At 72.9% G+C, this 12753-nt stretch carries 12 protein-coding genes; 6 read left to right on the top strand and 6 right to left on the bottom strand.

Features of this window, described 5'->3' with window-relative positions; translation table 11 throughout:
- Positions 1 to 26 precede the first annotated feature (26 nt).
- Positions 27 to 806 carry a class I SAM-dependent methyltransferase gene (locus tag H288_RS0109690; protein ID WP_020092391.1) on the bottom strand — a complete coding sequence of 260 codons (780 nt, stop codon included), beginning with the start codon at positions 804 to 806 and terminating at the stop codon, positions 27 to 29.
- A gap of 88 nt (positions 807 to 894) precedes the next feature.
- Here H288_RS0109690 and H288_RS0109695 point away from each other — a divergent pair, with 88 nt between their 5' ends.
- Both H288_RS0109695 and H288_RS0109700 read left to right on the top strand, forming a co-directional pair.
- On the top strand, positions 895 to 1350 hold the full coding sequence (locus H288_RS0109695; RefSeq protein WP_020092392.1) for an Rrf2 family transcriptional regulator: 456 nt from the start codon (positions 895 to 897) through the stop codon (positions 1348 to 1350).
- A gap of 74 nt (positions 1351 to 1424) precedes the next feature.
- Positions 1425 to 1802 (top strand): PH domain-containing protein, encoded by a 378-nt coding sequence (locus H288_RS0109700; RefSeq protein WP_020092393.1) that lies wholly within the window; start codon positions 1425 to 1427, stop codon positions 1800 to 1802.
- Positions 1803 to 1834: 32 nt separating this feature from the next.
- Here the strand turns inward: H288_RS0109700 and H288_RS0109705 are convergent, their stop codons facing one another.
- Genes H288_RS0109705 through H288_RS0109720 form a run of 4 tightly spaced genes read right to left on the bottom strand, consistent with a single transcriptional unit; the run spans position 1835 to position 5668 of the window.
- Positions 1835 to 3043, bottom strand: coding sequence for a CaiB/BaiF CoA-transferase family protein (locus H288_RS0109705; RefSeq protein ID WP_020092394.1), 1209 nt, complete (start codon positions 3041 to 3043; stop codon positions 1835 to 1837).
- Positions 3044 to 3054: 11 nt separating this feature from the next.
- Complete coding sequence (locus tag H288_RS0109710; protein ID WP_234080995.1) at positions 3055 to 3909, bottom strand: IclR family transcriptional regulator; 855 nt, start codon at positions 3907 to 3909, stop codon at positions 3055 to 3057.
- Entirely contained in the window at positions 3906 to 4643 is a 738-nt protein-coding gene (locus H288_RS0109715; protein WP_020092396.1) for an enoyl-CoA hydratase-related protein, read from the bottom strand. Before H288_RS0109715 ends, H288_RS0109710 begins: the two co-directional genes overlap by 4 nt.
- Positions 4640 to 5668, bottom strand: coding sequence for a nitronate monooxygenase family protein (locus H288_RS0109720; protein ID WP_020092397.1), 1029 nt, complete (start codon positions 5666 to 5668; stop codon positions 4640 to 4642). The genes H288_RS0109715 and H288_RS0109720 overlap by 4 nt, the downstream gene beginning before the upstream one ends.
- A 337-nt stretch (positions 5669 to 6005) precedes the next feature.
- Between H288_RS0109720 and H288_RS0109725 the strand changes: the two genes are divergently transcribed.
- From H288_RS0109725 to H288_RS0109740, 4 genes are all read left to right on the top strand, one after another.
- Positions 6006 to 8075, top strand: a complete 2070-nt coding sequence (locus H288_RS0109725; RefSeq protein WP_020092398.1) for a 3-hydroxyacyl-CoA dehydrogenase NAD-binding domain-containing protein — start codon at positions 6006 to 6008, stop codon at positions 8073 to 8075.
- 14 nt (positions 8076 to 8089) lie between these two features.
- On the top strand, positions 8090 to 9274 hold the full coding sequence (locus tag H288_RS0109730; protein ID WP_020092399.1) for an acetyl-CoA C-acyltransferase: 1185 nt from the start codon (positions 8090 to 8092) through the stop codon (positions 9272 to 9274).
- 2 nt (positions 9275 to 9276) lie between these two features.
- Positions 9277 to 10473: an acyl-CoA dehydrogenase family protein gene (locus H288_RS0109735; protein ID WP_020092400.1), complete on the top strand. Its 1197-nt coding sequence runs from the start codon at positions 9277 to 9279 to the stop codon at positions 10471 to 10473.
- A 74-nt stretch (positions 10474 to 10547) separates the two neighbouring features.
- Positions 10548 to 11702, top strand: coding sequence for an acyl-CoA dehydrogenase (locus H288_RS0109740; RefSeq protein ID WP_020092401.1), 1155 nt, complete (start codon positions 10548 to 10550; stop codon positions 11700 to 11702).
- 114 nt (positions 11703 to 11816) lie between these two features.
- Here the strand turns inward: H288_RS0109740 and H288_RS0109745 are convergent, their stop codons facing one another.
- Positions 11817 to 12689 (bottom strand): tetratricopeptide repeat protein, encoded by an 873-nt coding sequence (locus H288_RS0109745; RefSeq protein ID WP_020092402.1) that lies wholly within the window; start codon positions 12687 to 12689, stop codon positions 11817 to 11819.
- Between the last annotated feature and the right edge of the window lie 64 nt (positions 12690 to 12753).

Below are 12753 nucleotides of genomic sequence, written 5' to 3' on the forward strand. Positions count from 1 at the left end.
GCGCCGGGCCCCGCGCGAAGCGGCGCTCAGCGCTCCGCGACGCCGATCAGGGCAGTGGAGGGGATCGGCAGGACGGGTCGTCCGGCCGCCATGCGCCGCGCCTCCGCGATCACCGCGGCCCGGTCGTCCGCGCTCAGGTCGACCCAGTCCGGCGACAGGCCGAACACCGTGTCGGGGTCGTCGAGCAGGGCGACGTCGAGCGCGTAGTCGAAGGTCACGCGGTCGATCCGCGGGGCCGCGTACCCGGCCGCGACCAGTTCCCGGGCGAAGCCGGCCGGATCGCCGAGCGCCCGCACCCCGTCGGGCATCGCCCGGCTCTCGCGCTCGGGGAACAGCCGGCGGCGGATCTCGCCGAGCAGCAGGAACGTCGCCGCGCCCTGATCCTGCCACGTCGCGACGACGCCCCGTCCCCCGGGTCGCGTCACGCGCGCCATCTCGGCGAGGCCCTTCCGCCAGTCGGGGAACATGATCACCCCGAAGATCGAGAACACCGCGTCGAAACCGCCGTCGGGCAGGTCGAGGGCCTGGCCATCCATGACCCGCGCGTCGACGTTGGGCAGGGCCGCGCCGGCGATGCGCGCGACCATGCCGGGCGCGAAATCGACCGCGAGGACCTGCGCCCCCGTCCGCGCCGCGGCCAGCGCGAGGGCGCCGGTGCCGGCCGCGACGTCGAGGACGCGGCTGCTCTCGGTCAGCCGCACCCGCGCGAGCGCCGCCTCGGCGAAGCGCGCCGTGAACGGGTGGGCGGTCGTCTCGTAGTGCTCGGCGACCTTGTCCCACCGATCGGGGTTCTCGAACTCGCGCACCGCTTCGGCTCCGCTCTATCACGTAACTTGATAAGTATCGTGATGCGGCACGGTTGCCAATCCCGGGCCCGGTGTGATGGATCGGCGGGTGCGCACCGATAGCCGCCTCTCCCGGACGCTCCATGTGCTGCTTCACATGGCCCGCCACGACGGACCGATGACGTCCGAGGCGATCGGGCGGATGCTCGGGACGAACCCGGTGGTCGTCCGGCGGACGATGGCCGGGCTCCGGAACGCGGGCTACGTGAAATCCGAGAAGGGGCACGGCGGCGGATGGTCCATCGCGGCGGACCTGAACGCGGTCTCGCTGCTCGACGTCCACCGCGCGGTCGGCGGCCCCCGCATCTTCGCGATCGGCAGCGATCGCGCGAACCCGGCCTGCGCGGTCGAGAAGGTCGTCAACGCGGCGGTCGAGGACACGCTGCGCGAGGCCGAGGCGCTCCTGGTCGCGCGGCTCGGTTCCGTCAGCCTCGCCGAGCTCGCGCGAAGCTTCGACGCCCGGTGCCGGCCCGACAGGCCGTCGGACGCCTCGACCTGCGCCTGACGGCGGGCGGTTGCCGCGGCGACGCTCAGGCGCCATCCTCGGCATCGACGCGGACCAGCACGAGATGAGCGGCCATGGGCCTACTGGACGGATTGCTCGGACACGGCTCGGCCGTCGACGCGGCCTCCCTGGAGCGCCGGCTCGACGGCATCCTGATCGAGGGCGAGACGGCGCGGCTCGCCTTCAAGATCATCCGGGACGTGTTCGTGTTCACCGAGCGCCGCGTCATCCTGATCGACGTCCAGGGCGTGACCGGCAGCAAGGTCGAGTTCCTGTCGGTGCCGTACCGCGCGATCGTGCGTTTCTCGGTCGAGACCGCCGGCACGTTCGACCTCGACGCCGAGTTGAAGATCTGGGTCTCGGGGGCGGCGGAGCCGATCCAGCGGACCTTGAAGAAGGGCGCGGATGTCCGGGGCATCCAGCGGGCCCTCGCCGAGGGCGTGCTGCGCTAGCCCACGTCACGCGCCGGCCGGCGACGGCCTGACTACCGGACCACGCCCTTGGCCCGCAGCGCGTCGCGCGCGTCCTCGGGATACTCCAGCTGTTCCGCCAGGATCTCGGCGCTCGAATCCCCGAGGCCCGGCGGCATGCGCCGCACCGGCAGCCGGCGGCCGTCGAGCCGGTAGGGTGGGGCGATGACGTGGGCGGTCGCGGATGCCGTCCCCGGTGCCGCGACCACCAGCCCGGCCTCCCGGGCGCGGTCGCAGGTGAGCGCCTCGCGCAGGCCCATCACCTCGCCGCAGGGGATGCCCGCCGCCCGGAGCCGGGCGATCAGCGGCGCGCGCTCCCACTTGGCGAGCTCGGCCTCGAGCACGGGGATGAAGGCGGCGCGGCTGCGCGACCGGTCGAGGTTGGTGGCGAAGCGCGGGTCCGCGACCCAGTCCGGCCGCTCCAGCACCTGCTCGCAGAAGCGGCGGTACTGCCCGTTGTTGCCGACCGTGATCACCACCGGCCCGTCGCCGGCCTCGAACACCCCGTAGGGCACGATCGACGGGTGGGCGTTGCCGTAGCGGGGCGGATCGATCCCCCGGGCGAGCGCCTCCAGGCCGTAATAGGAGGTCAGCGCCACGCCGCAATCGAACAGGGCGAGGTCGACGGTCCGGCCGCGCCCGGTCCGCTCCCGCTGGTACAGGGCCGCCAGCACCGCCTGGGCGGCGAACTGGCCGGTGAACAGGTCGACCGCCGCGACCCCGAACTTGAGGGGCGGTCCCCCGGCCTCGCCGTTGAGCGCCATCACGCCGGATTCGCCCTGGACCACGAGGTCGTAGCCGGGCCGGCCGGCCTCGGAGCCGTCGGAGCTGTAGCCGGCGATCGAGCAGTAGATCAGGCCGGAATTCTCCGCCGACAGGTCCGCGTAGCCGAGGCCGAGCTTCTCGGCCCCGCCGGTCTTGAAGTTCTGGACCAGCACGTCGCTCTCGCGGGCGAGCGCCTTGACGATCGCCAGCCCCTCCGGCGTGGCGAGGTCGACGCCGATCGAGCGCTTGTTGCGGTTCACGCTGTCGAAATACGAGGTGTTGCCGGGGCTCGTCGGCACGCCCCAGTCGCGGGTGTCGTCGCCGCGCTCCGGGTGCTCCACCTTGATCACGTCGGCGCCGAGATCGCCCAGCACCTGCGCGCACCAGGGTCCCGCCAGGACCCGGGACAGGTCGAGGACGCGGATTCCGGCGAGCGGCAGGTCGGCAACGGCATCCATCGCGATGGTCCTCAGGCTCCCATGACGCCGTCGAGGCTGCGCACGGCGTCGATCAGTCTCGGGCGCGCCACCTCCAGGAGGAAGCGCGCGTCGGTGATGACGGTGGGGGCACCGCAATTGACCGACATGGGCGGCAGCCCGCCGCCGGGATGGAACCCCACCGCGATGGCGCAGACCGTCTCCTGCCACTCGCCGAACGAGGTGCAGCAGCCGAGTTCCCGGTGCTCCTCCACCGCGCGGTCGAGGCCGGCGCGCAGCACCGGCCAGGCCACGGGATCCAGCGCCTTCAGGTCCTCGTAGATGCCCGCGCGCTCCCGGTCCGGGCAGACCGCCACGTAGGCGCGGCCCATTGCGCTGCGGGCCAGCGAGATGCGCGAGCCGGTGTCGAGGTTGAGCGAGATCGCCGCCGGGCCGCGCTGGCAGTCGACGTAGCGCATGCTGAGCCGGTCCCGCACCCCGAGGCCGACCGAGGCGTTGGCCGCCTCCGCAACCGCGCGCAGCACCGGCCGGGCGATGGCGCGGACGTCGAGGCCGCCCAGGGCGGCCGAGCTCAGCGCGATGGTGGCGGTGCCGAGCCGGTAGCGGCCGAGCTCGGCCATGTGCTGCAGGTAGCCGAGCTTGGTCAGCGTGTAGGTCAGCCGCGACACGGTGGAGCGCGGCAGGCCGCAGGCCTCCGCGATGTCGTGGTTGGCGAGGCTCGTGCGCCCCGGGCCGAAGCAGGCGAGCACCGACAGCCCCCGGGCCAGGGCCGTGACGAAGTGCCGGTCCTCCTTCGCGCCGGCGCCGGCCGCGTCGGGCTCGGCCGTGTCGAGCCCGATGTCGGATCCGGCGCGCGGGCCGGCCTCCACCTCCATCCGCCCGCTCATCGGCGCAGGAACGCCGCGAAGGCCGCCTGCGCCGCCGGACCGCGGCGGAGAGCGTGGAAGACCTCCGCCTCGGCGTCGAGCGCGCGGGCGACGCTGTCGTCGTGGCCGCGCCGCAGCGCCTGCTTGGTGGCGGCGATCGAGACCCGAGGCAGGACGGCGAGCGCGCGCGCCTTGGCGAGCGCGGTCTCCAGGGCCGTCCCGGCCGGGACGGCGGCGTTGATCAGGCCGGCCGCGGCGGCGTCCGCGGCCGTGAAGGGCTCGCCGAGCATCAGCAGCTCGGCGGCGCGCTTCGATCCCGCCACCAGGGGCAAAAGGTAGCTCGACCCGCCCTCCGGGCTGAGGCCCAGGGCCGTGAAGGGCAGGCGGAACCGTGCCCCGTCCCCCGCGTAGGCGAGGTCGCAGTGGAGCAGCAGCGTCGTGCCGATGCCGACCGCGTGGCCCTCCACGGCGGCCACGACCGGGAGCGGGCAGGCGCGCAGGGCCTTGAGGAAGGTGAGGCCGGGACTGTCGCCCCCGGTCTCGACGTCCTGGAAATCCTTGAGATCGTTGCCGGCGGTGAAGCAGCCGCCCGCGCCGGTGAGGACCAGGGCGCGCACCTCCGCGTCCCGTCCCGCGGCCTCCAGGGCGTCGGTCAGGCCCGCGTAGGTCGCCCGGTCGAGGGCGTTGCGCCGGTCCGGCCGGTCGATCGTGACGAGCCGGATCCCGGGCTCCGGATCGGCGAGGCGGACGCTCACGGAACGGCACCGCCGTCGCGGTCCGCAACGTAGTCCGCGGACTGGCCGGCCGTCCGCGCCCGCGCCGCCGCGTATTCCCGGGCGAGCCGGGCGACGAGGTCGGCGGTCGCCGGCGCGTCCGCGATGGTGCCGACACCCTGGCCGGCGCCCCAGACGTCGCGCCACGCCTTCACGCTGGCGCTGCCGAAGTCCATCGCGGTCTTGTCGCGCACCGGCAGGGCCTCGGGATCGAGCCCGGCGGCGCGGATGCTCGGCGTCAGGTAGTTGCCCGGAACGCCGGTGAAGTAGGGGGTGTAGAGGATGTCGGCGGCCGCGCTGCCGGCGATCATGTCCTTGTAGGCCGCCGCCGCGTTCGCCTCCCGGGTGGCGATGAAGCGGGTGCCCATGTAGGCGAGGTCGGCACCCATGGCCTGGGCCGTCAGAATCGCGGAGCCCGAGGTGATCGCCCCCGACAGGATCAGCGGCCCGTCGTAGAACCGCCGGATCTCGCCCACCAGGGCGAAGGGGCTCAGTGTCCCCGCGTGGCCGCCCGCCCCGGCGCAGACCAGGATCAGCCCGTCGACGCCGGCCTCCAGCGCCTTCTCGGCGTGGCGGACATTGGTGACGTCGTGGAACACCACCCCGCCATAGGCGTGGACCGGGCGGATCACCGCGTCCGGCGCCCGCAGGGAGGTGATGATGATCGGCACACGGTGCCGCACGCAGGCCTCGACATCCTGCGCCAGCCGGTCGTTGGAGGCGTGGACGATCTGGTTCACCGCGAACGGCGCGACCCGCCGCGACGGGTCGGCGGCGCGGGCCTCCGCGAGCGTCTGCGTGATCCGCGCGAGCCACGCGTCGAGGAGTTCGGCCGGCCGGGCATTCAGCGCGGGGAAGGAGCCGACGACCCCGGACAGGCACTGGGCGATGACCAGCTCCGGGCCGGAGACGATGAACATCGGGGCGCAGATCACCGGCAGGGCGAGCCGGCCGCGCAGGATCTCGGGCAGGCGCCCGCCCGGGTCGCGCTCGGGACCGTCGCTCACCGCCCGCTCCCCGCTGCCGGAACCCGCGCCGGACAGGCGCCCCCGGGCCGCTCGCCCCGATCCTTGCCGCGCACCGCGATCCTCCCCCGTGCCTCCGGCGGCCCGGCCTTCGCGCGCCGGGCGGCATCCGCAACCGAGTCTCGTTAAGGGCCGTTGTGATGGCATGGCCCCGGGCCGCGGGTCAAACGGCCGAGGCGACGCTTTTCTGCACTGCAGAACAGTTGGCTGCACCCCGATGACAGACCCTGCCCATCCTTGACGCTGGCGGGCACTCGGACCAACATCCCGCCGAAATGCGGACATTTATTCTGCATTGCAGAACAACAGGGAGTATCGGGTGGTTCGTCAGGAGGTCGACGGCGGCGTGGCCGTGCTCACGCTCGCCAACCCGCCGGTCAACGCGCTGGGCGCCGCGCTGCGGGCGGCCCTCGACGAGGCCCTGACGAACGCCATCGCGGACGCGTCGGTCCGGGCCGTCGTCCTGGCCGCGGAGGGCAAGGTGTTCGTCGGCGGCGCCGATATCGGCGAGTTCGGCAAGCCGCAGCGCCCGCCGAGCCTGCCGGACATCCTGGACCGGCTCGATGCCAGCCCGAAGCCGGTGGTGGCGGCGATCGGCGGCGCGGCCCTCGGCGGCGGCCTGGAGCTGGCGATGGCCTGCCACGGCCGCGTCGCGGCCCCGTCGGCCCGGATCGGCCTGCCGGAGATCAAGCTCGGGATCATCCCGGGGGCGGGGGGCACGCAGCGCCTTCCGCGCCTGATCGGGCCCGACGCCGCCTTCCCGATGATGCTCACCGGCGAGCCGGTCTCCGCCGAGACGGCGGCGGCGCTGGGCATCGTGGACGCCGTGGTGCTCGGCGACCTCGTCGCGGAAGCGCGCACCCGCGCCCTGGAACTCGCCGATTCCGGCGCCCTGCCACGCGCGCGCGACCGGTCCGAGACGCTGACGCCGGAAGCACGGGAAAAATTCGAGGCGCAGGCCGCCGAGGCGGTGAAGCGCGATCCCGACGCCACCAACGTCCACGCCCTGGCGCGGGCGGTGCGCGCGGGCCTGGAGCAGGATTTCGATGCCGCCGTGGCGGTAGAGCGGGCAGAGTTCCGCACCCTGGTGGAGGATCCGCGCTCGAAGGCCCTGCGCTACGCCTTCTTCGCCGAGCGCGAGGCCGGCCGGGTGCCCGGCCTGCCGAAGGACACGCCGCGCCGCCCCGTCCGCACGGCCGCGGTGATCGGCGCCGGCACGATGGGCGGCGGCATCGCCATGTGCTTCGCCAATGCCGGGATCCCCGTGACGGTGATCGAGACGGAAGAGGGCGCCCTGGCGCGTGGCCTCGACCGGGTGAGGGGGCTCTACGCCGGCTCGGCCAAGCGCGGCTCGATCACCGAGGCCCAGCGCGACGAGCGGGTCGGCCGGATCACGGGGGCGCTCGGCCTGGAGAACGCCGGGGAGGCCGACATCGTCGTCGAGGCGGCCTTCGAGGACATGGGCGTCAAGCGCGAGATCTTCACCAAACTCGACCAGGTCGCCAAGCCCGGCGCGATCCTGGCCACCAACACCTCCTACCTCGACGTGAACGCCATCGCGGCGGTGACCAACCGGCCGCAGGACGTGCTCGGCCTGCACTTCTTCAGCCCGGCCAACGTCATGCGCCTCGTGGAGGTGGTCCGTGCGGAGAGAACCGCGCCGGACGTCCTCGCCACCGCCCTCGACCTGGGCAAGCGCCTCAACAAGCTGCCGGTGACGGTGGGGGTCTGCTTCGGCTTCGTGGGCAACCGCATGCTGGAGCGCCGCAGCCGGGCCGGCGAGCGGCTGCTGCTCGAGGGCGCGCTGCCGCACGAGGTCGACGCGGCGGTGACCGGGTTCGGCTTCCGGATGGGCCCCTTCGCCATGAGCGACCTCGCGGGGCTCGATATCGGCTGGCGCTCGCGCAAGGATTTCGGCGGCCGGGCGCCGGTGGCGGACTCGCTCGCCGAGCAGGGCCGGTTCGGCCAGAAGACCGGCCGCGGCTTCTATCTCTACCCGGACGGCGCCCGCGCCGGCACGCGCGACCCGGAGGTGGAGGCGCTGATCGCGCGCGTCGCCGCCGAGCACGGCGTCGCGCGCCGCAGCTTCACGGCCGACGAGATCGTCGCGCGGCTCATGTACCCGATGGTCAACGAGGGCGCGCGGATCCTGGAGGAGGGCATCGTGGCCCGGCCCGGCGACATCGATACGATCTGGATCAACGGCTACAATTGGCCCGCCTGGCGCGGCGGCCCGATGCACTGGGCCGACACGGTCGGATTGAAGACCGTCGTCGAAGCCTTGTCGCGCTTCGCGGCCGAGACCGGCGACGACAGCCAGGAGCCGGCGCCGCTCCTGAAGAAGCTCGCCGCCGAGGGCGGCAGCTTCGCCGGCCTGAAGAACGCCTGAGCGGGAGAGCGATCATGACCGACGCGGTGATCGTCTCGACTGCCCGCACGCCCATCGGCAAGGCGCATCGCGGCGCGCTGAACCTCACCCGCGGCGCCGACCTCGCGGCCCACGCGATCCGCGGCGCCCTGGACCGGGCGTCCCTGGAGCCCGCGGCCGTCGAGGAGGTGGTGCTCGGCTGCGGCTATCCCGAGAATGCCACGGGCGGCAACGTCGCCCGCCACGCCGCCCTGGTGGCGGGGATCCCGGTCGAGTCGGCCGGCGTCACCGTCTCGCGCTTCTGCGCCTCGGGCCTGGAGGCGATCGCCAGCGCGGCGCACCGGATCATCCTCGACGGTGTGCCGGTGGCAGTGGCCGGCGGCGTCGAGTCGATCAGCCTCGTCCAGCCGAAGGTCCAGCGGGAGCTGACCCGCAACGCGTGGCTGGAGGCGCATCTGCCGGCGATCTACATGCCGATGATCGAGACCGCCGACATCGTGGCGGAGCGCTATCGGATCTCCCGGGAGGCGCAGGACCACTTCGCCCTGGAGAGCCAGCGACGGACCGCGGCGGCGCAGGAACGCGGGCTGTTCGACGACGAGATCGTCCCGATGAGCGCCGTCATGGCGGTGACCGACAAGGCCACCGGCGAGACCCGGGAGGTCGAGACGCGGCTCGCCAAGGACGAGGGCAACCGCCCGGACACGACCCTGGAGGGTCTCGCCAAGCTCAAGCCCGTGCGCGGGGAGGGGGCCTTCATCACGGCGGGCAATGCCAGCCAGCTCTCGGACGGGGCCTCGGCCAGCGTGCTGATGTCGGCCGACGAGGCTGCGCGGCGCGGCCTCGAACCGCTGGGCATCTTCCGGGGCTTCGCCTCGGCGGGCTGCGGGCCGGACGAGATGGGCATCGGCCCGGTCTTCGCGGTGCCGCGGCTCCTCGAGCGCCAGGGCCTGCGCGTCGCCGACATCGACCTGTGGGAGCTGAACGAGGCCTTCGCGTCCCAGTCTGTCTACTGCCGGGACACGCTCGGGATCGACCCCGAGAAGGTCAACGTCAACGGCGGCGCCATCGCGGTCGGCCACCCGTTCGGCATGTCGGGGGCGCGGCTTGTCGGCCACGCCCTGCTGGAGGGCCGCCGCCGCGGCGCGCGCTACGCCGTCGTGACCATGTGCGTCGCCGGCGGCCAGGGCTGCGCCGGCCTGTTCGAGATCGGAGGCTGACGATGGATCTCCGCTTTACGCCGGAAGAGATCGCGTTCCGCGACGAGGTCCGGAGCTTCTGCCGCGAAGAAATCCCGGCGGAGATCCGGAAAAAGGTCTCGGAGGGGCGCAGCCTCTCGAAGGAGGACTACGTCACGAGCCAGCGGATCCTCAACGCCAAGGGCTGGGCGGTGCCGCACTGGCCGCAGGAATGGGGCGGCCGGGATTGGACCCCGATCCAGCGCTACATCTACACCGAGGAGCTGTTCCAGGCGGCGGTGCCGCTGCCGCAGCAGTTCAACTGCTACATGTTCGGCCCGGTGCTGGCGACCTTCGGGCGGCAGGACCAGAAGGCGCGCTTCCTGCCGCGCGCCGCCAACCTCGACGACTGGTGGTGCCAGGGCTTCTCGGAGCCGGGCGCCGGCTCGGACCTCGCCTCGCTGAAGACCAGGGCGGTGCGCGACGGCGACCACTACGTCGTGGACGGCCAGAAGACCTGGACCACGCTCGGCCAGCACGCCGACTGGATCTTCTGCCTGGTGCGCACCGACTTCGAGGCCAAGAAGCAGCGCGGCATCTCCTTCCTGCTCATCGACATGACGACGCCCGGGATCACCGTGCGGCCGATCCTGACGCTGGAGGGGCGGCACGAGGTCAACGAGGTCTTCTTCGACGCCGTGCGCGTGCCCGTGGAGAACCTCGTCGGCGAGGAGAACCGGGGCTGGGACTACGCGAAGTTCCTGCTCGCCAACGAGCGCACCGGCATCGCCCGGATCGGGCTGACCAAGGAGCGGATCGCCCGCATCAAGCGGCTGGCCCGCGAGATGCCGGCCGGGTCCGGCACGATGTGGGACGATCCCGCCTTCCGCGCCCGCGTCGCGGAGGTCGAGGTCGAGCTGAAGGCCCTGGAGATCACCCAGATGCGGGTGGCGGCCAAGCAGGGAAGGGCGGATTCGGTGGAGCCGGACCCCGCTTCCTCGCTCCTCAAGATCCGCGGCTCGCAGCTCCAGCAGGCGGCGACAGAATTGCTGGTGGAGCTCGCCGGGCCCTTCGCCCTGGCGGCGCCCGCGCGCGGGGCCGGGGCCAACAACCTGCCCGGCGGCTTCGACTGGGTCGACGCGGCGGCGCCGAGCTACTTCAACAACCGCAAGGTCTCGATCTACGGCGGCTCGAACGAGATCCAGCACAACGTCATCGCCAAGGGCATCCTGGGGTTGTGAGCGGTCGCCTCGCCCCGTCCTCCCCCTCATCCTGAGGTGCCGGGCGCCTCCGACGACATCCGCGAGGGAACACCATGGATTTCGACCTGAACGAGGACCAGTCGCTCCTGCGCGACAGCGTCGAGCGGCTGGCCGCCGACCTCTACCCGTCGCTGGAGAGCCGGCAGGCGCGGCTCAAGGCGCCCCTCGGCTTCCCCGAGGACGGCTGGGCGGCCTTCGCGGAACTCGGCGTCGCCGGCCTGCCCTTCTCCGAGGACGAGGGCGGCCTCGGCGGCGGCCCGGTCGAGACCATGCTGGTCATGGAGGCGGTGGGCCGCAACCTCGTGGTCGAGCCCCTGCTCGCGAGCCTCGTGCTGGGCTCGACGGCCCTGCGGCTCGGCGGCAGCGCCGCGCAGCGGGAGCGCCTCGTCCCGGGACTCGTCGCCGGCGACCTCCGCCTGACCCTCGCCCACACCGAGCGCCAGTCCCGCTACGACCTCGCCGACGTGGCGACGACCGCCCGTCGCAGCGGCGACGGCTACGTGCTGAGCGGGGCGAAGAGCGTCGTGCCCAATGCCGACGCGGCCGGCCTGATGGTGGTCTCGGCCCGCGTCTCGGGCGAGCGGCGCGACCCGAGCGGGATCGGCCTGTTCCTCGTCCCGACCGACGCGGCGGGCGTCGCCATCGAGGCCTACCCGACCCAGGACGGCGGCCGGGCCGCCGAGGTGTCCTTCTCCGACGCGACGCTCCCGGCCGACGCCGCGCTCGGCGACCCGGAGGGCGGCCTGCCGCTCCTGGAGCGCGTGGTGGAGCACGGGATCGCGGCGCTCGCCGCCGAGGCGGTCGGCTCCATGGACGCGCTCCACAAGCTCACGGTGGAGTACCTCAAGACCCGCAAGCAGTTCGGCGTCAGCGTCGGCTCGTTCCAGGCGCTGCAGCACCGCGCCGTCGACATGCTGATCCAGCTTGAGCAGGCCCGCTCCATGGCGCTCTACGCCGCCATGATGGTGGACACGCCGGACGCGGGGGCGCGGGCCGCGGCCCTCTCGGCCGTGAAGGTGCAGATCAACAAGGCCTGCCGCTACGTCGGCCAGGAGGCGGTCCAGCTCCACGGCGGCATCGGCATGACGCTCGAGTATATCGGCGCCCACCACTTCAAGCGGCTCGCCATGATCGAGTACCAGCTCGGCGACACCGCCCACCACCTGCGCCGGATCACGCAGGACGAGAACGGCCTGCTAGCGGCGTAGTTCGCCTCGGGCGCTGGCACCGTCTCCGCTCGCGGAGCGAAGCGATCCGGCGGCGCCACGCTCGAACGTGTCGCGCTGCCCTTCGTCGCTCCGCTCCCCGCGATGACGGAGCGATCAGTTGAACAGCGTGCCGACACCGCCCTGCACGCGGCCGAGGCCGGCCCGCGCGACGGTGTTGTTGGGGTCGATCGTCGAGGCGCGCTGGTAGTTCTCCATCGCCTCCTTGCGCTGGCCCTGCTTCTCGTAGGCGAGGCCCCGATAGGCCCAGGAGGTGGCGTCCTTGGCGTTCACGTTGAGCGCGGCGTTGTAGTCCTCGATCGCCTTCGCGTACTGGTTGGTCGCGATCAGGCTCTGGCCGCGGGCCGCGTAGGGCGCGGCCACGAACGGGTCGCGGTCGATGGCGGCGTCGAAATCGGCGATCGCCTGGGTGTCCTGGCCCTGCTTCTGCTTCACGAGGCCGCGGGCATGGTACGCCTGCGCGGATTCGGGGCTCAGGCGGATCGCGACGTTGAGGTCGTTCAGCGCCTGGTCGAGGTTGCCCTGCGCGCGCTCGACATTGGCCCGGCCGATATAGGCCGGCCCGTAATTCGGATCGATCCCGATCGCCTTGGAGAAGTCCTGCAGCGCCGGGCCGTCGCGGCCGATCTGGCGGTTCGCCAGGGCGCGGTTGTTGTAGGCGGAGGCGGAGTTCGGATCGAGCTGGATCGCCTTGGTGAAGTCGCCGATGGCGTCGTTGAACTGGCCGGCGCGGGCGTAGGCGGCGCCGCGGGTGTTGTAGGCCGCCGCGTCGTTCGGGTTGCGCTGCACGACCTCGGTCAGGGAGGCGATGTTGACGTTCGTGGCGCCAGTCGTGTCCTTCTCCAGGACCGCGTATTGCCGCGGACCGGCCGCGCTGCCGACGGTCTCGCAGCCCGCGAGGCCGGCAGCCGAGACCAAGGCCGCGCCGATCAGTGCCGTCTTCCGTCCCAGCCGGTTGCGTACGTTCATTGCCCCACTCTCCCCGAGGCGTCGCCCGCTCCGCGCGCGCCCGCCCCGCCCCTCACAGTCCAAG

Origin of the sequence: Methylobacterium sp. 285MFTsu5.1 (assembly GCF_000383455.1) — a bacterium.
In the GTDB taxonomy this organism is placed as follows: Bacteria; Pseudomonadota; Alphaproteobacteria; order Rhizobiales; family Beijerinckiaceae; genus Methylobacterium.